Origin of the sequence: Bacillus sp. Root920 (assembly GCF_001429445.1) — a bacterium.
Lineage (GTDB): Bacteria > Bacillota > Bacilli > Bacillales > Bacillaceae > Bacillus > Bacillus safensis.
Genome location: NZ_LMJV01000001.1, coordinates 867,265 through 890,635, shown reverse-complemented (window position 1 = coordinate 890,635; position 23,371 = coordinate 867,265). Strand labels below are relative to the sequence as shown.

Below are 23,371 nucleotides of genomic sequence, written 5' to 3'. Positions count from 1 at the left end.
CCTCCGTTTTATTCACTTTGGACCAGACCCGGCAGTATCTTCATTGATATATTTGTGAAGCAATGACTTGCATTCTTTATGTTCATCATGGATTACTTATTCACAGCATACCCTTATTTTTGTTACTCAGAACATAAAAAAAAGCCTGAACAAAAGTCCATGCTTTTCAAAACATACACCTTGATCTCCGGATAGCCCTCCACGCTTCAAAGACGTGGCAGTCCTGCATTTATTCAATGCAGACCCAGCATAAAGAAAGTTGGAGCTCTCTTTACACTTCGGCGCTGATGCCTTTTTTCTCATGATCTACGATTCCATCTCTCCTATGAGTGACTCATCATCCGCGCAACCTCTACCTCACTGAGACATAGCGTGAGGATTTCTATTCATTTTTACTACACGAAGGTTATCAAACATTCTCACATCTGTCAAAGGGAAAAACATAGAAAAAAGGCAGAGAACGGTTTCTCTGCCCTTTACCTGCTTATTGTTGGTTGTTTTTCTTCTTTTGTACAGCTTCCTGAAGCGGATCGCCTGCTAGCTCTTTACTTGCTTCCTCTAACAGCTGATCTACCTGCTGATGGTTTTTCTCACTTTTCGCCTTTTTATCCTTTTGGAAAAATGACATCGCTGTTTCCTCCCTTTTCATATAATGCGGTTGCCTGTTTAATTTGCGCTACAGCGCTCAGCATTATACAAGGGAAGAGGCTCAATCATCATGAAAGGTCTGTCTCATTTTTTGCAAGTACGACAGAAAGGTTTTTAAATCATCCTTTGTGAAGTCTGACATCATATGCTGAATCACTTTTCCGAAAAGACGTGTATGCTTTTCATAAATCGCCATCCCTTTTTCCGTGACTTCTAAACGAACAAGTGATGAATCGTCCTTGTCCCGTTCTCTTTGAATATAACCCTGCTCACATAATTTATTGAGTGCAATAGAGGCTGCACCAGGGTTTAAAGAGAGTCTTTGCTTCAGCTCTTCGGCATGTGATACTTTGCCTTGTATCAAAATAGAAAGAGCATATATCTGCGGGGGCGTGATGTCTTTCTCTAACTCAAGTAACTTGCGGTTTAATTTACGGCTGACTTCATAATGTACAAGAACAATTTCTTTTAAAATGTCTGCATTACCCATCCGAATCGCATCCTTATCGTTAGTATCAACATGACTTCTCCCTTATTATAGAATGTTTTTCCATTCAGCCAACCATTTTGGCCTCTTTTTCTTTAGAAATAAGCCTTGCTGAATAAATCCACCCTTGATATAGTGAGTACTTGAACTAAAGATAGAACAGGAGTACGCATCATGACAGGAAAAACACACATCATGGGCGGAGTTGCCGCCTCTACAGCCGTTGCCTACTATTATGGATTCGACCCAGTGACGATGGCTGCTGCTGGATCAGTTGGTGCCCTGATCCCTGATCTTTGCCATACAAAAAGTAAAATCGGCAGAAAATTCCCGCTGCTCTCGGCACTGATCAGCAGTGTATTCGGTCATCGCACGTTTACACACAGTTTATTATTTTTGCTGATCATTTATTTTCTAGCGACAACATACATTCCAAATGACAGCCTAAGTATCGGTTTACTAGTCGGGATGGCAAGTCATCTGATCCTGGATGCAGGAACTGTGAACGGGATTAAATTTTTATTTCCAGCTTCCATTAAAGTGCGTCTTCCCTTCTATGTCAAAACAGGCAGCACAGGAGAACAAGTCGTACTAGCTGCTCTTACCGTCGTTACCTGCTATTACATCGCCGTCATCTGCGGCATATCCATCCCATTCTAATGAATCAAAAAGAGTTTTTCCGAAAAACACAGGATATGAATTGATCATTCCTCATTTTTTTAGTAGGTTTAAGATAAGTGTTTTTACCTTGCAGCTGAATACAGAATGGTGAGGAGCTACATAAATGAAAGCGTTCTTCAAAAATCACTGGTTTTTAGTGTATTCCATCCTCTTCATGTGGATGAAAACATACATTATATATCAATTCGGATTTCACATACGAACGGCCAATCTGTTTCATGAATGGCTGCTTTTAATCAATCCACTTAGCTTTTTGCTCCCTTTGTTTGGGATAGCTCTTTTTTTAAATGAAACGAAGCAAAAGGTTTTTTTATTGACCGCAAATTTTATTTTGACGGCGATTCTTATAGCGAATACGATCTTTTATGGATTTTATATTGATTTCATTACGATCCCTGTATTATTCCAAGCGAAAAACATGGGGGATATGGGCAGCAGTATGACAGAATTGTTCCACCCGCTGTTTTTGCTGATGCTCATTGATTTCGTAGTACTGGCATGGCTGTTAAAGCGTAAACCTTTAGCTCCAAAAGCCTCCTTCAAGACGATCAAAACATATTATGCCGTGTGCTGCAGCTTTCTATTGTTTCATGTCAGTTCAGCCATGATGGATCACCCTCGTTTTCTGACAAGCTCTTATGATCGAGAAGTGATTGTACGAAACCTTGGGCTGTTCCAGTTCCACCTGTATGACGGCGCTGCCCAAACAGCGCGAATTGGACAAAAAGCCTTTGCAGATGAAGATACACTTTCAACCGTAGCAAACTACACAAAGGCTGATTACAGTGCACCAAACGAAGAGTACTTTGGACTTGCTAAAGGCAAGAACGTTGTGTTCATTTCACTCGAATCAACCCAGCAATTTGTCGTTGATCAAAAGGTGAATGGACAATACATCACTCCCTTTTTAAATCAACTTGCTAAAAAGAGTTTTTATTTTGATGAATTTTATCAGCAGACTGAGCAAGGAAAGACGTCGGATTCAGAGTTTATTGTCGCAAATTCCCTCTATCCATCTAGCAGCGGCGCTGTCTTTTTCACAGCGAGTGACAACGAATACGACACGTTATACAAGCAGCTGAAAAAAAAGAACTATCAATCCGTCCAATTTCATGCGAATAATAAAACGTTTTGGAATCGTGATGTGATGTATGAATCGTTTGGGATTGACCGCTTTTATGATGTCGATTCGTATCAAGTCAATGAACAGAATTCAACTGGCTGGGGCTTAAAGGATATCGACTTCTTTAACCAATCCATTGATTATTTAAAAAAGTTGAAGGCACCTTATTACAGCACATTCATTACCTTGACCAATCACTTTCCATTTGAAATCGATCCAAACGATCAATTGATTGATGAATATGATTCGTCCAGCGACATTTTAAACCGCTATGTGACGACCGTCCGCTATCAGGATGAAGCCATTAAGACATTTTTTGACCGTATGAAAGAAGAAGGACTGTATGACAATACAATGTTTGTTCTCATGGGGGATCACTATGGCATATCCGAGGCACATCATCAGGCAATGGCAGAGCTGCTCAATAAAGATGAAATCACACCGTTTGATGCTGTGAAATTGCAGCGGGTTCCCTTTTTGATTTACATTCCGGGAGTCACAGACCAAGCACCGCAGACAATTTCTGAAACAGCTGGGCAAATCGACGTGAAGCCTACACTCCTGCACTTACTCGGTATTGAAACGAAGGATGCCATTCAATTTGGCAATGACTTATTTTCAAACGAACGGACGCCTTTTGCTGTTTTGAGAAACGGGAACTTTATTACAGATGATTATCTCTATACAAAGAACACCTGCTATGATCAAAAAACAAAAGAACCTGTTGAACAGGATGAGGTGTGTCAGCCTTATATCGAAAAAGCCAATAAAGAGCTTTCCTTATCAGACAAAGTAATCAATGGAAATTTGCTCCGTTTTTATCAGCATTAAAAGTCGCCTTCTGGCGGCTTTTCTTTTCTCTTTTTACTGAAAGCCTATGAATGGTCAAATAAGTTTGCTTATAATAAAGGATACAGATGATATTGAATAATAAGAGGTGTGAACATGAAGTATGCGTTCTTCGCCTTCATCGCCATCTGTTTGCTCCTGAGCGGGTGTCAAACAGAGATGAAGTCATCGGATACAACCAAAAAAACTGAGCTTGTCATTTCAGCTGCGGCAAGTCTTCAGGATGCACTAAAGGAAATTGAATCTATTTATAATGATGAGCATCCGAATGTGACATTAACAAATAATTTCGGGTCATCCGGCGCATTAAAGCAGCAAATTGCGCAAGGGGCAAAGGCCGATCTCTTTTTCTCAGCAGCTGAAGCGCCCTTTGATGAGCTTGTGAAATCTGGAGACATCGATCAACATTTTATCAAGGATGCTATCCAAAATGAGCTTGTACTCATTGTGCCAAAAGATCACTCTTCCTCTATTAAAAGCTTTCAAGACGTCCAGCACATAAAAGGAAAGGTTGCTCTTGGCACACCTGAATCCGTTCCTGCTGGTACATACGGCAAAGAGATTTTCACAAAGCTGAACATCTGGGATCAAGTGAAAAAGAACACTGTGTACGGCAAGGATGTGCGGCAGGTTTTAAGCTACGTAGAAACAGGAAATGTGGAAGCAGGTGTTGTGTATAAGACAGATGCCCTCGTTTCCAAAAAAGTAAAGATTGCAGCTGAAGCCAATCAGGACATGCATTCCCCGATCATTTACCCAGTAGGGATCGTAAAAGGGACAGAACATTTAGAGGAAGCCAAGTCCTTTTTTCAATTTCTACAATCAAAAGCAGCCAAATCCATTTTTAAAAAGTACGGCTTTCAAGTGACATAATGCCCATGCTCACTGAAGAATTCCTTTCTCCCATCTGGCTGTCCGTGCAAGTTGCCGTTGTGAGCGGGCTGCTGGCAACAGTTTTTGGTACAATGATTGGCTATTGGATGACGCGAACTTCATTTAAGGGGAAAATGATCGTAGAAACGCTTTTGATGATGCCGCTTGTCCTTCCGCCAACAGTTGTAGGGTTTTTATTGCTCGTCATATTCGGAAGGCATAGCTTGATCGGAGACGTGATTGAATGGATCTTCCACCAGCCGGTCATTTTTACATGGTGGGCGGCAGTTATTGCATCGACGGTTGTGGCATTCCCGCTTATGTATCAATCTGCAAAAGCTGGATTTTCTACGATTGAGTCAGATATTGAAGGGGCTGCAAAAGTAGATGGTGCTCATTCATTCCAAGTCTTTGCCTATATTACAGTACCACTTGCCCTGCCTTCTCTATTGTCAGGCAGCGTCCTCAGCTTTACTAGAGCCCTTGGAGAATTCGGGGCGACCTTAATGTTTGCCGGCAACATCCCAGGAAAAACGCAAACACTCCCAACTGCAATCTATGTGGCAATTGATTCTGGACGAATGGAGCTTGCTTGGGCTTGGACGATTTGTATTGTGATCCTATCTTTTATCATGCTCTTGGCTGTGCGCCGAAGCAGTACGTAAAAAATCCTCTTTCTCATATAAGAAAGAGGATTTTATTATTTATTCAAACCCAACCGTCATCGTCTCTGGATTTGAGCCGACGCGTTCGTTATTGTTTAATGCATCGATTTTTTCCATGTCTTCTTTGGAAAGCTCGAAGTCAAAGATGTCTGCATTTTGTTTAATGCGTTCTTCATTGATTGATTTTGGAATTGTCACGACACCGCTTTGCAGATCCCAGCGCAAGATGACTTGAGCAACAGATTTGTTGTAGCGTGCAGCAATGTCTTTCAATACGTCATGATCTAATAGCTTCCCTTGCATCAGCGGAGACCATGCCTCAATCTGAATGCCTTTTTCCTTTGCATATTGACGCAGTTCAACAAGTGTCAGTTTCGGATGAAATTCCACTTGGTTCACAGCTGGAACAACCTCAGCATCTTTTAACAGCTCTTCTAAATGCTGAATGTAGAAGTTGCTGACTCCAATGGCTCTGACTTTCCCATCTTTATAAAGCTTCTCAAGTGCGCGCCATGTGTCTTTAAATGTATCTGCATTTGGTCCAGGCCAATGAATCAAATAGAGGTCTAAGTAATCAAGACCTAATCGGTTTAAGCTTGCGTCAAACGCTTCAAGCGCTTTTTCATAACCTTGATCTGTGTTCCATACTTTAGATGTGATAAATAAGTCTTCTCGTTTCACGCCAGATTCTTTAATCGCTTTTCCTACGCCTGTCTCATTTTTATAAACAGCTGCCGTATCAATGCTGCGATATCCGTTTCGTATGGCTGCTTTTACGGCATCTACCACTTGATTGCCGTCCTCCACTTTGAATACACCTAAACCAAACCAAGGCATTTCGACTCCGTTATTCAATGTTACGGTATCATTCAAGCTTTTGACCATTTTAACAACCACCTTTTTTATAGATTCCATCTCTTTCATTATCTCATGTTGTGCTTCAAAACTCTATTATCAGGCGTTTCTCTTGGCTTCGTTGGCTAAGAGCAGCGCACCTGTCATGCCAGCCTTGTCCTCAAGCCCGGGGGAGACAATGTATGTATCAAGCGGCGGCAGATCCACATAATCATTGACATAAGCATCCAGCTTCTCTCGAATGAGTGGGAATAGCTGCTTTTGCTTCATGACGCCTCCGCCCATGATGATGCGCTCTGGGCTTAAAATGAGTGAGTACTGCATCAGCGCCTGCGCTAAATAATCCGCTTCAAGTGCCCAAACCGCTTCTTCCTGCGTAAGCTCTTTGGCGGGTTTTCCCCACCTTTTCTCAATCGCTGGTCCAGCTGCCAGCCCTTCTAAGCAATTTCCATGTGCCGGACAGACACCTGCAAACGGATCTGATTCATCCTGTCTGATAAGGATATGTCCCATCTCAGGATGTGAATGGCCGTGTAGAAGCTCATTTTTCACAACAGCTCCCGCACCAATGCCTGTACCGACCGTGATATACAAACAGCTGCTTAGCCCTTTGGCTGCCCCTTTTGTTAATTCACCTAGTGCTGCGGCATTGACATCTGTTGTAAAGGATACTGGGACACCTAATTGCTTCTCAAGCTCAGGAATGAACGGGTAATGCTTCCACTCCACTTTCGGCGTGTTCATAATATAACCGTATGAAGGATCATCCTTTTGAACACAAATGGGTCCAAAGGAGCCAATCCCTAATGCTGCAATGTCATGCTGCTTAAAAAATGGAATAAGCTGCTGTATTGTTTTCTCTGGGTGCTCTGTCGGAATCGTCATTTCCTCTAAGATGTCTCCATGCTCATTGCCGATTGCACAACAAAATTTTGTGCCCCCAGCTTCAATCGCTCCATAATAGGCCATCATTGATCTCCCCCTGCTCGTTCTCTTTCTTCATCATAAAACATGGGGGAGAAGATGACAACATCACGTATTGGTGAGCAGAACAGCTTCCATGTCATTGATATACTCCCTTAAATGATGGGCAATATCACGGTTGATCTCACCATCTTCATATAAGGTTTGAATTTCATTTCGAATCGACTGTACAGCTTGGAAGTTAAGCTCTTTTTTCTTTCGGTCAAATGAACGGTCTTTTTGCTGGAAGAAGCTTGGACCGTGTTCACAGCGGTAAATCACTTGGTTGTAAAAACCAATCACTTGGTGGCACGTTTGCTGGTTTTCATCTGTCATATGCTGTTTGATCGAGTCTACCGCAGCCTCAGCCGTTTTCTTACGGATTTGTTTGTACGCGTCCTCTTTTTCTAAAATACCGCTTGAAATGTGCTGATTCGGCCGCCATAATTGCAGCCATTGAAGCAAGCGGAGAAACTTCACCTTTGAAAAACGGATTTTGAAGGAGTTTGAATACAGCATTTCCAGCTCATGAAATCTCTCTTGCAGCTCATAGGCTTCTTCCTTGTCAATTTTCTCTTCATCGATTAATTGTTGAAGTTTCATCTGTTCTGCTTTGATGCCGTGCAGTCTGATTTTTCGCTCTTGTTTTCTCATCCCGAATTGGTATGGTTCACGCTGGATATTTCTCAGCTTCATTCGGTAATCATTGATGAGTGCAAGGGATACTTCCCTGTTGTCCTCATTCATCCCTTCTTTTAACGTTTTAATCGCGCTTCTCAGCAGCTTCCGTTTCGCATGCTGAATCTTTGTATCCAAGTCCACGTCGACTTGTTTGTCTTTTTTCTCAGATAAAAGAGGCAGTAACACACTGGCTAAAATGAGTGTACATAAGATGACGCCTGCTGCGAGGAAGATAATCAAATGCCGCTCTGGAAATGGTGATCCGTCCGCGAGCGTAAATGGGATAGAGAAGGCACCGGCTAATGTCACAGCCCCGCGGACACCAGAGAATGTCATGAGCATCGAGGCGCGAAACTTCGGCTTTTTCACATTTTGCTTTTTTGTTGCACTCCATTTTCCTGCCCAGAACAGCCATACCCATAAGAACCGCAGCACCATGAGACATAGCGTAATAATTAAGATGTAGCCAATCACCTGCATGTTGTTAAAGGATTCATCTTGGAAAATGACTGTAGAAACATCCGGAATCTGCAATCCAAGTAAAACGAAAACAAGTCCGTTTAAAATAAATAAAATAATATTCCATGTGTTTGATGAAGCAATTTGCAGTTTGGCTAAATTCGCTTCCATTCGGTCTTGCTCAATGGCATGTGTCACACCGCCAGCCACAACGGCTAAAATTCCAGATACACCGATTTCTTCCGCTGCTAAATAAATCACAAATGGTGTAAGGATTTGCAGGATGATATGCATTGTGACATCGTCCATTCCTAAACGGCGGAGAAAATAGCGAAAACGAATGATAAAAAAGGATAGAATAAATCCAGTCAATAACCCGCCTGCTGCAATCAGTACAAAACTAAAGGATGCCTGAGCAATTGAAAATGCTCCCGTCACCGTTGCAGCAATGGCAAATTTAAAGGCGACAAGTCCTGATGCATCGTTCATCAGCCCTTCACCTTCCAGCAGTCTCATGATGCCCTTTGGCATATTCACACGGCTGGATAAAGCACTTACTGCCACCACATCTGTCGGTGATAAAATTGCTGCAAGCGCAAATGCGGCTGGAAGCGGTATGCTTGGAATCATCCAATGAATGGTATATCCCGCTACAATGACGGTCGCAAACACTAGACCAAGCGCTAAAAGAAGAATCGGTGCTCTTAATTTCCATAGCTCATCCCTTGGGGTACGCTTCCCGTCATTAAATAACAGCGGCGCAATAAATAGAACGAAGAAAAGTTCAGGATTTAAAGAAATATGTAAACCTGAAGGAAAAGCTGCCACCAATATTCCTAAGCCCACTTGAATTAACGGAACGGGAATAAAGGGGACAAAACGATTGATAATATTAGATACTGCAATGAGTGCCAGTAGTACGAGCACTGCCAAAAAAATCTCCACTAGTACATGTCCCTCCTATGTATATTTTTCGTCAAGTTTTGCTTACATGCAAAGATGTGTTCATTTCATCCATCCATCCGCTCAGAAGTGCTTTTTTAGTATTCCGCAAAAAGTGAAACCAACACATAACAATCCATCTAGGCAAAAAAAGGCTGAATCCAGATATTCAGCCAGCTGACAAAATTTTCATCATATGTATTGTTCAAATGATGAACAAAAGACCCTGCTTTTATTTTACACGAAAACTCCATCATCTGCTGATATTCAGCTCTTATTAAACACAAAAAAAGAGCGGAATCGCCCTTTTTTCGTTTTACCCTTTATTTAAAAAATAAGACCTGGCGGGAAGGCGCCATTTGAATAAGTAGGAACAAACCCTGCATACGACGAGGATGACAAACAGCAGATATAAAGCAAGCTCTCCTTGCGCTAAGCCGAGTCCGACGAATAAGCCGCCAAGGGCTGCCCATACGGCGTAAATCTCTGCTTTTAGCACAAGCGGCTTTCGTCCTGCTAATAAATCACGCACAATTCCGCCGCCGCTTCCAGTCAAAATGGCTGCCACAATAACTGCACTGAGCGGGAGTTCTCTTTGCACAGCAAATAATGCGCCTTGAATCGCAAACGCTGCTAAACCGATCGCATCCGAGAAATTCCCCCATGTGCTCCAGTGCTTGAGCAAAAGCTTTGGAAAAAGAAACACAATCGTAATGGATACAAGGGCAATCGTAAACATTTTGCCCTGTGACCATAAAGCAGACACCGGCAGACCAATTAATAGATTCCGAATCGCTCCACCGCCAAATGCTGTCACAATCCCTAAAATGTACACACCAAGAATATCGTACTCTTCCTCCATTGCCACAATCGCACCACTAATAGCGAATGCGACAATGCCAATGATACTTAAGACTTCCCATGCCATTTTCCGCTTATCTCCTTACCTTTATCTGATCATCTAACACTACTCCCTTAATGTATATCTGACACAGGTGAAAAGCAATACAAATTTTCTTTAAATTTTATCTTTTTGCAAAAATAAAAAATAGCCCGCTTATAAGCAGGCTATCTCTTTCAATCTTCTTTTGCATTTAACAGCAGCATACTAATGATGATGAGAATAAATGCAATAAGGGCTAGTAGTGGAATGGTGATAAAACCAAACCAGTTCAAATAATCAACGGAACAAGGAATACCGCTCAGGCAAGGGCGAATCGATGCAAAGCCAGGTATCTTTTGTTCCATATAATGATAGATAGAAAAACAAGCGCCAATTACAGCTAAAGGCAGAACGTAATATTTCACTTTCACATCGCCTCTGAATGTCGCAATTCCAAGTAAAAGCACAAGCGGGTACATGAAAATGCGCTGAAACCAGCACATATCGCATGGGATAAACTTCTTTACTTCACTTAAATACAGGCTGCTCATCGTCGCAACGATAGAAACGATCCAAGCACTGTATAAGTAAACAAGCTTATTCTTCATGATTTTTTCCCTTTGAGCTCTTGATCAATTAATTCTTTGATTTCATCATAGTCATAAAAGTTTTCAACTTGTTTATTGTTAATGAAAAGAGTTGGTGTTGCATTCACTTTATATTGGTTCACAAGCTGATCGTCTGTGTTCAGCTGCGGCTGATATGTTTTCTTTGATAGGTTATCTTTAAGCTTGTCCGTATCTATTTTTGTTGTCTTTTTCGCTAGCTCTGTCAGCTTAGCAGGCGTGACCCATTCTGCTTCACTATCTGGCTGTGCTTGATAGACAGCTTCATGAAATGCCCAAAAGTTTTTCGGATCTTCTTTCCACACTTCTTCAGAAGCTAGTGCTGCCAGCACTGCGCCATCTCCATGAACAGGAAGTGGCAAGTTAATAAACGAAAATGATACATCGCCTTTATCTATGTAGTCCGCTTTCAGTTTTGGGAAAATGTCTGTTTCAAATGATTTACATGATGGACATTTATAATCCCCAAACTCGACAATTTGTACGGCTGCGTTTTTATCTCCCATGACAGGCTGTCCTTTAATAGAAGGCTTACTGTCAACCGTTTGTGCTTCTTTGCTGTTGTTATTTCCAATGACGACGAATAATCCGATGAGAAGAGCTGCGATAATGGTTAAAATGACAGCAAATTTAATGGATGATGATTGATTATTTTTTTTACTCACATAAGCACCTACCTTATCTTTTTCATTCCTTCAAAAGAAAAAGGATAATAGCTTAGAATAATGCCATTATCCAACTTCTTCTATTTTAACAAGAGGGGATTCATTATGAAAGATGGTATTCATGAATTTTTCCTAACAATTTTATTTCATTACCCTCATGGCATTTAAAACAGCGAGTACAGTCACACCGACATCCGAGAAGACAGCTTCCCACATGGTCGCAATACCAAATGCTCCGAGTAATAGGAAAACCCCTTTAACCCCAAGAGCAAATGCAATGTTCTGCCATACAATTCTTCTTGTTCGTTTAGCGACAGCGATGGCTTCTGCTACTTTTGACGGCTGGTCTGTCATAATGACGATATCAGCCGCTTCTACCGCTGCATCTGAACCAAGTCCGCCCATCGCAATTCCTATGTCTGCTCTTGCTAATACCGGTGTATCATTAATGCCGTCCCCAACAAATAATAATTTTTCTTGAGGCGCTTTTTTCTGATCAATTTCTTCTAATTTCGTTACTTTATCCTGCGGTAATAATTCGGCATGTACTTCATCAATGCCAATTTGCTGGGCGACCGCTGTTCCAACTTGCTTGGCATCACCAGTCAGCATGACTGTTTGAATGCCAGATGCTTTTAGAGCTGAGACGGCTTCAATTGCATCATCCTTTAATTCATCTGCAATCAAGATCGATCCGGCAAACTCACCGTTAATGGCCATGTACACAACCGTTCCGCTTCGTTTTTCTTTTTCATATGAAATGCCTTCTCGTTCCATCAAGCGATGATTACCCGCTAACACTTGGGAACCACTGATGGTTGCTTTAATTCCATGTCCCGCAATATCTTCATATGCTTCGATCTTGCTTTCATCAAGCGGCGAACCATATGCCGCTTTAATTGATTCAGCAATCGGATGTGAGGAGTGGGCTTCTGCTAAAGCTGCAAAAGAAAGCAGCTCTTCTTCTGACCACTTATCGCTCGTTGTCACGATATTGGTCACTGTAAAGTTCCCTTTTGTGAGTGTGCCCGTCTTATCAAATACAGCATAGCTCACAGAGTTTAGTGCTTCTAGATAGTTACTGCCTTTTACAAGGATGCCTCGTTTAGAAGCTGCCCCAATTCCCCCGAAGAACCCTAATGGGATGGACACAACAAGCGCACAAGGACAAGAAATCACAAGGAAAACGAGTGCCCGGTAAACCCAGTCAGACAATTGAGCTGATGGAATGAGAAGCGGCGGCACAAAGGCAAGCAGCAATGCCAATACAACGACAGCCGGTGTATAGTATTTTGCAAACTTTGTGATAAAGTTTTCTGTCTGTGCTTTTCGGCTGCTCGCATTTTCAACCAAATCTAAAATTTTCGTCACTGCCGATTCGCTTAGCCCTTTTTGCACTTCAATTTCCAGAATACCGTTTTGATTCACAAATCCTGCAAGAACTTCTTTCCCTGCTTCTACATCCCGCGGCACAGACTCCCCTGTTAATGCAGAGGTATCCACGAGTGAAAAGCCTTCAATGACGAGACCATCAAGTGGAATTTTTTCGCCCGGTTTTACGACGATACGGTCACCGACTTTTACTTCTTCCGGCTTCACTTTTTTCGTTTCATTTCCTACTTTGAGATTCGCATATTCAGGGCGAATATTCATTAGTTCACTAATGGATCGTCTTGAACGATTCACTGCTGCTCCTTGGAACAGCTCTCCAATTTGGTAAAACAGCATCACTGCCAGTGCCTCTGGATATTGCTGAATGACAAAAGCGCCAGCTGTTGCAATGGTCATTAAGAAGTTTTCATCAAATACTTGGCCGCGCACGATATTTTTAAGCGCTTTAAAAACCACATCGCCGCCGACTAGTAAATACGCTGCGAAAAACATGATAAATTTCAGTAAGCCATCTTCTGGTATAAAATAAGCTGCTGTTCCAATGACTGCACCGCCAATTAATTTCAGCACAATCGCTTTTAAATTTTTTGTCCCATGATCGTGATCGTGGTGATGTCCTTCTTCTTTTGGTGAAACACTCACATGAGGTTCGATGGACTGAACCGTTTTTTCAATACGTTTTGACATCGTTTCTTGCTTATCTGCATGTGTGACAGTCAATGTCCCTGTCGCAAAATTAACGGAACAAGCTTCAACGCCATCCATTTTGCTGACACCTGTTTCAATTTTACGTGCACAGTTTCCACAATCAAGACCGCTTAATACGTATTCATCCTTCATTTTTTTCATGTTCTCACCTTTTTTCTATATGATAAGTAACGTTCCCTGGATCGATGAAACCTATTAAAAATCAAAAACTTTATATATGAGCATATATTCATATATTGGATTACCTTTATTATATGAGGAGTTCTTGTCTTCTGTCAATCATTTCTGAAGAAATAATTGGTTTTTTGTGTCCAATTCTGTCACACGGATTTTCAATAAACCAAGCTCATGTCCCCCGCCCCCCGCATAACATAAAAACGATCGTTTGCAGTTTTTCTCTTTACAAAAGAAGGACAGACGCTTAGAATAAAATAAAAGTTTCCCTAAGGAAACAAATTAGCATTAGAGAATCATTTCATCCTTTAGTCAAAATTATTTAATTTATGCATATATTTTTAGGAAGTGCAATGATGATTGAAAGGGGCCGCAAGAGATGTCAAATGCTTTAACAATCGACCGTCTTCATGTCTCATATCACGGACAGGATGCATTAGAGAATGTCTCTCTTTCCATACAGGAAGGCACAATGACAGGAATCATCGGTCCAAATGGTGCTGGTAAATCGACGTTACTCAAGGCATGTTTGGATCTCATTGAAAAAGACCAAGGGGATATTCGTTTTTTTGAACAGCCCTTTAAACAAGTCAGAAAACAGATCGCCTATGTACCGCAGAGAAATGATTTAGATTGGACGTTTCCGATTCATGTACTGGATACCGTACTACTTGGAACATATCCGAAGCTCGGACTAATCAAACGTCCAAAAAAAGAAGACCGGGCATATGCGTACCACTGTTTAGAAAAAGTCGGAATGAAGGACTTTGCCAAAAGACAAATCGGCGAGTTATCCGGCGGGCAGCAGCAGCGTGTCTTCCTTGCAAGGGCACTTGCGCAAAACGCACAGCTCTTCTGTTTGGATGAACCGTTTGTCGGGATCGATATGGCAAGTGAAGAAACGATGGTTCGCATTTTGAAGGAATTACGAGATGAAGGGAAAACCATTTTGGTTGTCCATCATGATTTGAGTAAGGCAGATGATTATTTCAGCCATCTTGTTCTGTTAAATAAAAAACTCATCAAAGCAGGGCCTGTACACGACATCCTTCGCCCAGAGATCATGCTGGAAGCATATGAAACACAGCTGCCATTCTTAAAATCAGCAGGAGGAGACGTGTAATGGAATTTTTAACCGGACTCTTTGAATATGCTTTTTTACAAAAAGCGCTATTTACATCCGTCATGGTAGGCATCATTTGCGGCGTTATCGGCTGCTTTATCATTTTACGCGGCATGGCCCTGATGGGAGACGCCATTTCTCACGCCGTACTGCCAGGGGTCGCCATCTCTTATATGCTTGGAATTAACTTTTTCTTCGGGGCTGTTTTAACTGGCGTGTTAACAGCGATTGGGATCGGTTATGTGAGTCAAAACAGCCGCATAAAAAATGATTCTGCCATCGGCATTGTCTTTACAGCCTTTTTCTCAATCGGAATTATTTTGATCACATTTTTGAAAAGTTCAAGTGATCTATATCATATTCTATTTGGAAACGTTCTAGCTGTTCGATCATCTGATATGTGGATTACACTGGGAATCGGTATTTTTATTTTGCTAGCCGTCATTGTTTTCTACAAGGAACTGCTCATTAGTTCATTTGATCCGGTGATTTCTTCGGTTTACGGTTTGCCGAATCGTATGATTCATTATTTTCTCATGACCTTATTGACCCTTGTGACCGTTGCATCACTGCAAACCGTTGGGATTATTCTTGTCGTTGCCATGCTGATCACACCGGCAGCCACCGCTTATCTCTTAACGGACCGGCTCTGGATCATGATTTATTTATCTGCTTTTTTCGGTGCTGTTTCTGCTGTCGTAGGTCTTGGGCTTAGTTTTACGTATAACTTGTCATCTGGCGCTTCCATCGTGCTGGTCGCGACTATTTTATTCGGCAGTGCCTTTATCTTTTCACCAAAGCAAGGCATTCTATGGAGATCATTAAAATCTAAACGAAAACGAACGCACTTAAAAAAGGAAGCGTCTATGTAAAAGGAGGACATATATGAAGAAGGTATTTGCTATCCGTTTGACCGCAGTATTCATTGCCCTTATGATCATCGCAGGCTGTTCGACCAAGCAAAGTAATTCCGGTAAAGATGACGGCACATTAAAAGTTGTCACGACCTACTCTATTCTTTATGACATTGTGAAGGAAGTAGGCGGGCAGCATGTCTCTATTCACAGCATTGTTCCCATTGGTACAGATCCGCACGAATTTGACCCACTGCCAAAGGATGTTCAGTATACGACGGATGCAGACCTTGTTCTATATAATGGCTTGAACCTTGAAACAGGGAACGGCTGGTTTCAAAAGCTGCTTGAATCGAGCGGCAAGGACGGGGATGATGCACCTGTAGCCGAGCTGAGTAAAGGCGTCAAAGTGAAGCATTTGTCCTCAAAAGGCCTTGAAAGCCAGCAGGACCCTCACGCATGGCTGAATGTTGAGAACGGGATCCTTTATGCCCAAAATGCCCGAGATGCGCTTATTCAAGCGGACCCTGAACATAAAGAGGATTACGAAAAAAATGCAGAAGCCTATATCAAAAAGCTTCAAGCTCTTCACGATGAAGCAAAAGACAAGTTTGATCAGCTGCCAAAAGATAAAAAGCTCCTTGTCACAAGTGAAGGGGCATTCAAATATTTTGCAGAGGCGTATGGATTGAAAGCCGGCTATATTTGGGAGATCAACACAGAAAGTGAAGGAACACCAGGACAAATGAAGCGCATTATTCATTTTGTCAAAGATCATCAAGTTCCTGCACTCTTTCTTGAAACAAGTGTTGATAAACGCAGCCTTGAAAGCCTCTCTGAGGAAACCGGGGTTCCGATCAAAGGAAAAGTCTTCACTGACTCTATTGGAAAAGAAGGGGAAGATGGAGACAGCTACTATAAGATGATGAAATGGAATATCGACACCATTTACAAAGGGCTGTCATCATAAGAAAAGACAGGCGGAGTGAATCCGCCTGTCTTTTTTATCAGCCTGTTATATTTTCTGGATGCTTTTTCGGCCAAATGACGTAGCTGATGCTAATGATGAAATCAATCGTTAAGATCATCCCCCATGTATTGACAAGCTGTATCAGCGCTTCCGTCCGCTCTGGTGCTTGGATGAGATAGGTTAATCCATATAACAGCCCCGCTCCAATAACATAAGAAATGAAATGCCGCGCCCAGCCGACCATTTCATACACAGACCGCTCTTTCCCGTACTTTGGTTTTCCCTTTGGCTTAGGGCCTCCTGCAAATCGATAGGCAAACCTAGCATCTGCCCATTTCACCATTTGATGTCCGAAGGCAAGGCTCACACCAATATAAACAGCCGCAAGCCCGTGGATGACACTCGCCACAGCCCCTTGCCTTAAATCTATATAAGTAGCCGCAAGAAGGATGAGATCTAAAACTGGCGTACAGACAAGAAAAAAAGCACCCCACTTTTTCTGTTTAAACACATAACGAAGCGTTAAGCCCATTAGAATAAACAGCCAAAAACCAATTTCACATGCCACAATCAATAACCCGACCAATTTCTCCACATCCTTTTTAATACGATTGTATTAAATAAAAAATAACACATCTGTGTTAAAAAAACAACAGCTATGCTAAAATCAATGTATGCCAAAAATCGTCGATCACCATAAACAAAAACAAAAGGTCGCTCAAGCTGCAATGAGAGTGATTAAACAAGAGGGATTGGAAAACGCTTCTGTACGAAAAATAGCAGTCGAAGCTGGAATTTCAGCCGGCTCTATGCGTCATTATTTTTCCACACAGCAAGAGTTATTTCTCTTCTCTATGAATTTAATTCAGGAAAGAGTCAAGGAGCGGATTACAGGGCTTTCATTAAACGGTTCAACGGAGGAAAATGTCCTCACTTTATTGGAGCAGCTTCTTCCACTTGATGAAGAACGAAAATTTGAAATGGAGGTGTGGCAGGCTTTTACAGTTAAGGCGCTGACTGAACCAGATCTACAGCCGCTCAATGCAAAGATGTATGACGAGCTTTTCCAAACGGTCCAATATTGTTTAATGAAATTGAAAGAGGATGGGCTGCTGTTAACTGATATTGATCTTTTATTAGAAACTGAGCGGCTTTATGCGGTCATCAATGGGCTTGCATTGAATGGAATCGTGCAGCCCGAACGTATACCGCCTCAGCTCATACGCTCTGTACTGCAGATGCACCTGCAATCCATCACAAAAAAAGACATGTCTCCTTAATTGGAGAGCATGTCTTTTTTTAATCTTCCATAAAAATACGTTTCGCTTCGTAGTAAAGCACCTGCACAAATTTCTTCACATTGATACGGGTGTGTTCTTCTCTTCCGCTCATCTCTTTCGTCAATTCACTCATTTTCTTTCGTACGATGGTGAAATCGAAAAATTTAGATGCGTAATTTTCAAACGTTGGATGAGAAAAATCGGTTAGCCCAAGTGATGCGATGTGCTTTAATGATTGGTTGATCGCACGTCTTACCCGCTGTTCGGCTGCCTTTGCTTCTCTTGCGATGTCTGCCGATGTGTAGGGCTCACTTAACTTATCCTCCGTAATCCCAGTGAAAATGATTTTTAAAGAAGGAAAGGAATCATGCTGATCAGCATGCAGCGCTAAATACTGGTCTGTAAACAGAATCATATCTAATAAATCTTTAGACCCCTTCTCACCAACAATACCAAGCTCCGCCAGCAAAAACTGCCCCGCCTCTGCAAGACTTTTCCCCCGCTGCTTCGTTTTCGTCTGACCGCGCTGCTGAAATTGCATGACCGATTTAAGTGAGTGCTGAATATTTTCAATTGAATGCTCTAAATGAAGACGTTCAATCATGAGATGGAGGACACTTAAGACCTCTACACGATTGATCGGCTTTGTCACATAATATTCGACGCCAAGCGTATACGCCTGTCCGATTAATTCCTTTGTTTCAACCTGTGACAGCATTAAGTATTTCCCATGAAACTCATCCTTGATCGCTCGAATCGTTTCAAGCCCGTCCCTTTCCGGCATCAATAGATCAATACATAAGATATCAATGTGCAAATCATTTAAGTAGCTGGCTGTTAACTCTGCGCCATCCTCTGCTTCCCCGGCCACAATGCCAAGCTCTTCATCTTCAATGAGCTGAGCCAGCGAAGAACGAACGGCTTCATCATCATCAACAATAAAAAATCTCATCTCCCAATCCCCTCTTTTCTACTGACTTGATCTACTGGTATCGTTAATGTGAAAATCGTTTGTTCATTTGGGATACTCTCCATCTCAACACTTCCGCCAAGCTTCTCCGCTGTATCCTTTACATAGGCAAGCCCGATACCGCTCGATGGATTCCCAGCCTGATCGTATTTTAAAGTGAAGCCCGGTTTAAAAATCACATGATGATTACGTTCTTTTATGCCAGGCCCGTTGTCGCTGATTTGAAAAATCACGTGGTTTTCTTTCTGTGAAATAGAAAGTGACACCTCTCCTTCTACAGGAATGGCTTCCACAGCGTTGGATACGATGTTATTTAACAAAGATAGAATGGTATACACATGATAGGCGGGATGCTTTCCATCTTCATCATAATGAAAGACGATGTTTTTTTTAAGAGATTCTGCATAATTTTCATGAATGCGAATAACAAGCCCAGCGATATGAGAAGGACTCTCATAAGCCTGGAAGTTTTCCTCATGAATCAGCTTTGATAAGGCAGAAAAAATCCGCTGGTTATCCTTTTTGATTTCATGCACCTCTCCTGCAATCTGCAAGGCGGTTTTACCGAGCTTTTTCAAATCCAATGATTCCGCATCCTTTGCGTGGTGAAGGGATTGATACAATTGATAGGATGTAGCCGTAATATGCTCAGCATGTGCGAGTGTTTTATGAAAATATGTAGATTCTGTGTAAAGGTTAGACAGAAGCATCAGCAGATGTTCCTTTTCCTTTTTCATCTGACGCTCTCTCGCCTGCTCTTCATATAAGCGAATCATTGTATAACAAGCCAACACGAAAAAGCTTCTGAATATCGCCAAAACAAATAATTGGAACAGCGTCCTCACCGTTAAAATTTCATCCATCGTGCCTCGAAGTGCGATGATTTCAACAACGCTTGCGCACAGCTCCATGACGATGCCTGTTGCTCCAATCAGCCATGGCTGATCGCGGAAACGTCTGACCTTCAATAAATAAAAGAGTGTGCCATAGACAACATAATAAAGCAGGGAAGGAAATCTTAATGAAACTGCCTCTTCAAGCGGAAGATGCCCTGTCACAGCTGTATCAAGCAGCACGCGAAACACAAAAACAGATATCCCAGCGATGATGCCGCTTGCCCATGCCGGAAATCTTTTCATTTGTAGCAGGATAAAGAAAAAGACAACGGTTCCAAAGCTGACCCGAAAGCTGTCCTCAAACGGATAAAATTTAAACTCTCCGCCAATCGGCGTCAGTACAATGAGCAGCACAATTAAATAAGGCTCTGTATTCAGCCATTTTTTCAGTAGATTCAAACGCAGTCACATCCCTAATAATTGACGATAGTATACTATGTGAGCTAAAGAAAAACAAACCTCCATGAAAAAGCGCACACCGGAACTTTGCCGGTGTGCGCTTCTCATGATGCCGCTTAATCTTCTAAACGATCCTTTTCTAAAAGTGATGCACCAGCAATACCTGGTTTTGTCATTTCAAAAGGATTTAAGATGACATCAAGCTCTTCCTCTGTTAACACATCATTTTGCAGACAAAGCTCACGTACAGATGCGCCTGTAAGGATGGCTTCTCTTGCAATTCGTGCAGCCGCTTCATAACCAATGTGCGGGTTCACCGCCGTCATGACACCGGCACTCTTTTCTACATATTCTTTTAATCTAGATTCATCTGCTTTTAAGTCACGCAAGCAGTTGTCCACGAAGGACTCGAATACATTTTTCATCATGCTGAGAGATTGAAGCAGGTTGAACACTAACACTGGTTCCATAACGTTTAGTTCAAGCTGGCCAGCCTCTGATGCAAGACAGATTGTGTGATCATTCCCTATGACTTGGAATGCCACTTGGTTCATGACCTCAGGCATAACTGGGTTGACTTTCCCTGGCATGATGGATGAACCTGGCTGTCTCGGCGGCAGGTGCAGCTCACCAAAACCTGCTCTTGGACCTGAAGCCATCAGACGAATATCGTTCGCCATTTTGGACATGTTCATCATACATACTTTAAGTGCAGCCGATACTTCTGTATAAGCATCCGTATTTTGCGTTGCATCGACTAAGTCTTCAGCGCCAACTAACGGTAATCCGCTAATGTCAGATAGGTAGCCAACTACTTGGCGAATATATTTAGGATCTGCATTCAATCCAGTTCCGACTGCTGTTGCACCCATATTGACTTCATATAAATGCTGTCTAGACTGCTTGATACGTTTAATATCACGAGCAAGAACTTTTGCATACGCACTAAACTCTTGTCCAAGTCTGATTGGAACAGCGTCCTGAAGATGCGTGCGTCCCATTTTGATGACATGATCGAATTCCTGCGCTTTTTCGGTCATGACTTGATGCATGTTTTCCATCGTATAAAGTAGTTTTTCAATCATATTCAATGTTGAAATATGAATCGCTGTTGGGAAAACGTCGTTTGTTGACTGCGACATGTTCACATGCGTGTTTGGACTTAGCTCAGTATAAGCGCCTTTTTCCTTTCCTAGTAGTTCAAGCGCTCTGTTTGCAATGACTTCATTGGCATTCATATTCATTGAAGTGCCAGCCCCGCCTTGAATTGGATCGACAATAAATTGATTGTTCCATTTTCCTTCGATGACCTCATCTGCGGCTTGAACAATTTTTTCTCCAAGACCAGAATATAGTCGCTGTGTATCCATATTTGCAAGTGCGGCTGCCTTTTTGACAATCCCTAATGCTTTGATGAGTTCCTCATGAATACGGTAGCCTGTAATTGGAAAGTTCTCCACTGCACGTAATGTTTGAATTCCATAATATGCTTGAGTGTCTACTTCCTTTTCACCTAGAAAGTCACGTTCGATTCGAACTTGCTTGTCCTGTAGCTTCGTCATTTGAAAAGATCTCCTTTTTTACGCTGCTTTTGTTTGTTGTTTTAATTCCTCAATATACTTCTTCGATTTCTCTTGATCAAATACTTTTTCCCACTTAGACATGACAATGGCTGCAAGTGAGTTACCAAATACGTTCACTGTTGTACGAACCATGTCAAGAAGTCGGTCGATCCCAACGATGAAGGCAAGTCCTTCAAGCGGCAGTCCCATAGCACCAAGAGTTGTGATGACAACAACGATCGATGCACCTGGTACACCAGCCATTCCTTTAGATGTCAGCATTAAAATTAATAGTAACGTAATTTGCTCATAGATGGAAAGAGGCATGCCGTACATTTGTGCAACAAATATCGCAGCAATGGATTGATAGATGGCACTTCCATCTAAGTTAAAGGTGTAGCCTGTTGGAATAACGAACGACGTGATCGCTTTCGGGCAGCCGAACTTCTCCATTTTGTCCATTAATCTAGGCAGTACAGCTTCTGAACTTGCTGTTGAGAATGCAAGAATGATTTCTTCTTTTAATACTTTAAATAGTGTAAAGACACTTGTTCCAGCCATTTTCGCAATAATGCCAAGTACAACAATGACGAAGAATGCCATTGTACCGTAAACGACAAGTACCAGTTTGCCTAGCGGGAGAAGCGCTCCGACCCCGAATTTGATCACCGTCACACTGATGAGCGCGAATACACCAAATGGTGCAAACTTCATCACTTTATTGGTCACCCAGAACATGGCTTCGAGTATACCTTCAAAGAATCCTAATACTGGTTTTCCTTTGTCTCCAACTGCGGCAATTCCTAATCCGAATAAGACTGTAAAGAAGATGGTTGGTAATAGATCACCTTCTGCAATGGATTGGAAAACGTTTGTCGGTACAAGATGCACCAACGTTTCAGAGAAAGTCGCTTTTTCAGAAGAAGCCTTAGATGTCTCTTCATATTTAGAGATATCACCTTTCTCCATGTTGCTCATATCAATTCCTGTACCAGGATGGAACAAGTTTGCTGCAAGCAGTCCAACTGCTAATGCAATCGTTGTCACAATCTCGAAGTAAAGAATGGTTTTTCCGCCGAGTCTTCCGATCGTTTTCATATCTCCAACACCTGCAACTGCTACAATCAATGCAGCAATAACAATTGGAAGAACGATCATTTTAATTAAATGGATGAATATATCGCCAATCGGCGTTAACACATTAATAACGGTTTCATTTTGATAAAACAGCGCTCCCACGACAACACCCAGAACAAGTGCAATGAGTATTTGAGAAGCTAACCCTAACTTTTTCATACGTGAACCCCCTTTTTTTGATAACGCTTTCTTTGTTGCTTAATCGCATCTTAACGACGAACCTACAAAAAACGACAAAAAGGAACAAAAAGAAGTGAATTTTTTATGAAAAATCTTTAAAAAGGTGGGTTTTTCCACAATATTGTAAAAAAAAGACTTCGCTTTTGGCGAAGTCTTAGAATATATAGACAACGTGTTAAAATGATTTTGTTTTAACACGTTGTCTTCTTTTCAGCGTGATAGAAAACCTTTGAAGTCGAGGAAGGTCGAGCACCAGCGCGGAGCGAATAGACATTCGTGAGCACTGGCGCACAGACCTGACAAAGAATGCGAGGGTTTGTCTACAT

General features: G+C 41.9%; 22 protein-coding genes and 1 riboswitch. Of the genes, 8 read left to right on the top strand and 14 right to left on the bottom strand.

The genetic code is table 11. The features are described from left to right. Nucleotides 1-184: 184 nt before the first annotated feature. Nucleotides 185-363: riboswitch (Lysine riboswitch) on the bottom strand. A gap of 121 nt (nt 364-484) precedes the next feature. Next, entirely contained in the window at nt 485-628 is a 144-nt protein-coding gene (gene sspJ, locus ASE42_RS04135) for a small acid-soluble spore protein SspJ (RefSeq protein WP_024423454.1), read from the bottom strand. An 81-nt stretch (nt 629-709) separates the two neighbouring features. Beyond that, the gene (locus ASE42_RS04130) at nt 710-1,138 is read right to left on the bottom strand and encodes a MarR family winged helix-turn-helix transcriptional regulator (protein ID WP_024423455.1); all 429 of its coding nucleotides are present in this window, start codon (nt 1,136-1,138) and stop codon (nt 710-712) included. 171 nt (nt 1,139-1,309) lie between these two features. Between ASE42_RS04130 and ASE42_RS04125 the strand changes: the two genes are divergently transcribed. The 4 genes from ASE42_RS04125 to modB all read left to right on the top strand — a co-directional run bounded on the left by ASE42_RS04125 (nt 1,310) and on the right by modB (nt 5,326). Further along, nucleotides 1,310-1,795, top strand: coding sequence for a metal-dependent hydrolase (locus tag ASE42_RS04125; protein WP_056765800.1), 486 nt, complete (start codon nt 1,310-1,312; stop codon nt 1,793-1,795). Nucleotides 1,796-1,919: 124 nt separating this feature from the next. Beyond that, on the top strand, nt 1,920-3,770 hold the full coding sequence (locus ASE42_RS04120; RefSeq protein WP_056765798.1) for an LTA synthase family protein: 1,851 nt from the start codon (nt 1,920-1,922) through the stop codon (nt 3,768-3,770). 114 nt (nt 3,771-3,884) lie between these two features. Next, nucleotides 3,885-4,661 (top strand): molybdate ABC transporter substrate-binding protein, encoded by a 777-nt coding sequence (gene modA, locus ASE42_RS04115; RefSeq protein WP_056765797.1) that lies wholly within the window; start codon nt 3,885-3,887, stop codon nt 4,659-4,661. Continuing rightward, complete coding sequence (gene modB / locus ASE42_RS04110; RefSeq protein WP_056765795.1) at nt 4,661-5,326, top strand: molybdate ABC transporter permease subunit; 666 nt, start codon at nt 4,661-4,663, stop codon at nt 5,324-5,326. The genes modA and modB overlap by 1 nt, the downstream gene beginning before the upstream one ends. Before the next feature lie 39 nt (nt 5,327-5,365). Here the strand turns inward: modB and ASE42_RS04105 are convergent, their stop codons facing one another. From ASE42_RS04105 to ASE42_RS04075, 7 genes are all read right to left on the bottom strand, one after another. Continuing rightward, on the bottom strand, nt 5,366-6,211 hold the full coding sequence (locus ASE42_RS04105) for an aldo/keto reductase (protein WP_024423460.1): 846 nt from the start codon (nt 6,209-6,211) through the stop codon (nt 5,366-5,368). Between the two features lie 69 nt (nt 6,212-6,280). After that, complete coding sequence (locus ASE42_RS04100; protein WP_056766850.1) at nt 6,281-7,150, bottom strand: ROK family protein; 870 nt, start codon at nt 7,148-7,150, stop codon at nt 6,281-6,283. A gap of 63 nt (nt 7,151-7,213) precedes the next feature. Next, complete coding sequence (locus ASE42_RS04095; RefSeq protein WP_024423462.1) at nt 7,214-9,229, bottom strand: Na+/H+ antiporter; 2,016 nt, start codon at nt 9,227-9,229, stop codon at nt 7,214-7,216. A gap of 313 nt (nt 9,230-9,542) precedes the next feature. After that, nucleotides 9,543-10,154, bottom strand: coding sequence for a trimeric intracellular cation channel family protein (locus ASE42_RS04090; protein WP_024423463.1), 612 nt, complete (start codon nt 10,152-10,154; stop codon nt 9,543-9,545). A gap of 149 nt (nt 10,155-10,303) precedes the next feature. Beyond that, entirely contained in the window at nt 10,304-10,717 is a 414-nt protein-coding gene (locus ASE42_RS04085) for a disulfide oxidoreductase (protein WP_024423464.1), read from the bottom strand. After that, complete coding sequence (locus ASE42_RS04080) at nt 10,714-11,400, bottom strand: DsbA family protein (protein WP_044331353.1); 687 nt, start codon at nt 11,398-11,400, stop codon at nt 10,714-10,716. Before ASE42_RS04080 ends, ASE42_RS04085 begins: the two co-directional genes overlap by 4 nt. Before the next feature lie 141 nt (nt 11,401-11,541). After that, entirely contained in the window at nt 11,542-13,641 is a 2,100-nt protein-coding gene (locus ASE42_RS04075) for a heavy metal translocating P-type ATPase (RefSeq protein ID WP_056765792.1), read from the bottom strand. Nucleotides 13,642-14,053: 412 nt separating this feature from the next. Between ASE42_RS04075 and ASE42_RS04070 the strand changes: the two genes are divergently transcribed. Genes ASE42_RS04070 through ASE42_RS04060 form a run of 3 tightly spaced genes read left to right on the top strand, consistent with a single transcriptional unit; the run spans nt 14,054 to nt 16,621 of the window. After that, on the top strand, nt 14,054-14,797 hold the full coding sequence (locus ASE42_RS04070; protein ID WP_056765790.1) for a metal ABC transporter ATP-binding protein: 744 nt from the start codon (nt 14,054-14,056) through the stop codon (nt 14,795-14,797). Continuing rightward, a complete protein-coding gene (locus tag ASE42_RS04065; protein WP_024423468.1) occupies nt 14,797-15,669 on the top strand; it encodes a metal ABC transporter permease in 873 nt (290 codons plus the stop codon). Before ASE42_RS04070 ends, ASE42_RS04065 begins: the two co-directional genes overlap by 1 nt. Before the next feature lie 13 nt (nt 15,670-15,682). Beyond that, nucleotides 15,683-16,621 carry a metal ABC transporter substrate-binding protein gene (locus tag ASE42_RS04060; RefSeq protein ID WP_024423469.1) on the top strand — a complete coding sequence of 313 codons (939 nt, stop codon included), beginning with the start codon at nt 15,683-15,685 and terminating at the stop codon, nt 16,619-16,621. Between the two features lie 37 nt (nt 16,622-16,658). Here the strand turns inward: ASE42_RS04060 and ASE42_RS04055 are convergent, their stop codons facing one another. Next, nucleotides 16,659-17,207 (bottom strand): hypothetical protein, encoded by a 549-nt coding sequence (locus tag ASE42_RS04055; RefSeq protein ID WP_024423470.1) that lies wholly within the window; start codon nt 17,205-17,207, stop codon nt 16,659-16,661. Between the two features lie 88 nt (nt 17,208-17,295). On the opposite strand from ASE42_RS04055, the gene ASE42_RS04050 reads away from it, so the two are divergent. After that, a complete protein-coding gene (locus ASE42_RS04050) occupies nt 17,296-17,901 on the top strand; it encodes a TetR/AcrR family transcriptional regulator (RefSeq protein ID WP_024426047.1) in 606 nt (201 codons plus the stop codon). 19 nt (nt 17,902-17,920) lie between these two features. On the opposite strand, the gene ASE42_RS04045 is transcribed toward ASE42_RS04050, so the two are convergent. The 4 genes from ASE42_RS04045 to ASE42_RS04030 all read right to left on the bottom strand — a co-directional run bounded on the left by ASE42_RS04045 (nt 17,921) and on the right by ASE42_RS04030 (nt 23,024). After that, nucleotides 17,921-18,853 (bottom strand): response regulator, encoded by a 933-nt coding sequence (locus ASE42_RS04045; RefSeq protein WP_024426048.1) that lies wholly within the window; start codon nt 18,851-18,853, stop codon nt 17,921-17,923. Continuing rightward, complete coding sequence (locus tag ASE42_RS04040) at nt 18,850-20,166, bottom strand: sensor histidine kinase (RefSeq protein WP_024426049.1); 1,317 nt, start codon at nt 20,164-20,166, stop codon at nt 18,850-18,852. The genes ASE42_RS04045 and ASE42_RS04040 overlap by 4 nt, the downstream gene beginning before the upstream one ends. Before the next feature lie 116 nt (nt 20,167-20,282). After that, nucleotides 20,283-21,728 (bottom strand): aspartate ammonia-lyase, encoded by a 1,446-nt coding sequence (gene aspA / locus ASE42_RS04035; protein ID WP_024426050.1) that lies wholly within the window; start codon nt 21,726-21,728, stop codon nt 20,283-20,285. Between the two features lie 18 nt (nt 21,729-21,746). After that, a complete protein-coding gene (locus ASE42_RS04030) occupies nt 21,747-23,024 on the bottom strand; it encodes a cation:dicarboxylate symporter family transporter (protein ID WP_024426051.1) in 1,278 nt (425 codons plus the stop codon). Nucleotides 23,025-23,371: the final 347 nt, after the last annotated feature.

Coding starts and splice junctions, on each gene's coding strand:
- sspJ (WP_024423454.1), bottom strand. CDS start 628: ATGTCATTTTTCCAAAAGGATAAAAAGGCGAAAAGTGAGAAAAACCAT.
- ASE42_RS04130 (WP_024423455.1), bottom strand. CDS start 1,138: ATGGGTAATGCAGACATTTTAAAAGAAATTGTTCTTGTACATTATGAA.
- ASE42_RS04125 (WP_056765800.1), top strand. CDS start 1,310: ATGACAGGAAAAACACACATCATGGGCGGAGTTGCCGCCTCTACAGCC.
- ASE42_RS04120 (WP_056765798.1), top strand. CDS start 1,920: ATGAAAGCGTTCTTCAAAAATCACTGGTTTTTAGTGTATTCCATCCTC.
- modA (WP_056765797.1), top strand. CDS start 3,885: ATGAAGTATGCGTTCTTCGCCTTCATCGCCATCTGTTTGCTCCTGAGC.
- modB (WP_056765795.1), top strand. CDS start 4,661: ATGCCCATGCTCACTGAAGAATTCCTTTCTCCCATCTGGCTGTCCGTG.
- ASE42_RS04105 (WP_024423460.1), bottom strand. CDS start 6,211: ATGGTCAAAAGCTTGAATGATACCGTAACATTGAATAACGGAGTCGAA.
- ASE42_RS04100 (WP_056766850.1), bottom strand. CDS start 7,150: ATGGCCTATTATGGAGCGATTGAAGCTGGGGGCACAAAATTTTGTTGT.
- ASE42_RS04090 (WP_024423463.1), bottom strand. CDS start 10,154: ATGGCATGGGAAGTCTTAAGTATCATTGGCATTGTCGCATTCGCTATT.
- ASE42_RS04085 (WP_024423464.1), bottom strand. CDS start 10,717: ATGAAGAATAAGCTTGTTTACTTATACAGTGCTTGGATCGTTTCTATC.
- ASE42_RS04075 (WP_056765792.1), bottom strand. CDS start 13,641: ATGAAAAAAATGAAGGATGAATACGTATTAAGCGGTCTTGATTGTGGA.
- ASE42_RS04070 (WP_056765790.1), top strand. CDS start 14,054: ATGTCAAATGCTTTAACAATCGACCGTCTTCATGTCTCATATCACGGA.
- ASE42_RS04065 (WP_024423468.1), top strand. CDS start 14,797: ATGGAATTTTTAACCGGACTCTTTGAATATGCTTTTTTACAAAAAGCG.
- ASE42_RS04060 (WP_024423469.1), top strand. CDS start 15,683: ATGAAGAAGGTATTTGCTATCCGTTTGACCGCAGTATTCATTGCCCTT.
- ASE42_RS04050 (WP_024426047.1), top strand. CDS start 17,296: ATGCCAAAAATCGTCGATCACCATAAACAAAAACAAAAGGTCGCTCAA.
- ASE42_RS04045 (WP_024426048.1), bottom strand. CDS start 18,853: ATGAGATTTTTTATTGTTGATGATGATGAAGCCGTTCGTTCTTCGCTG.
- aspA (WP_024426050.1), bottom strand. CDS start 21,728: ATGACGAAGCTACAGGACAAGCAAGTTCGAATCGAACGTGACTTTCTA.
- ASE42_RS04030 (WP_024426051.1), bottom strand. CDS start 23,024: ATGAAAAAGTTAGGGTTAGCTTCTCAAATACTCATTGCACTTGTTCTG.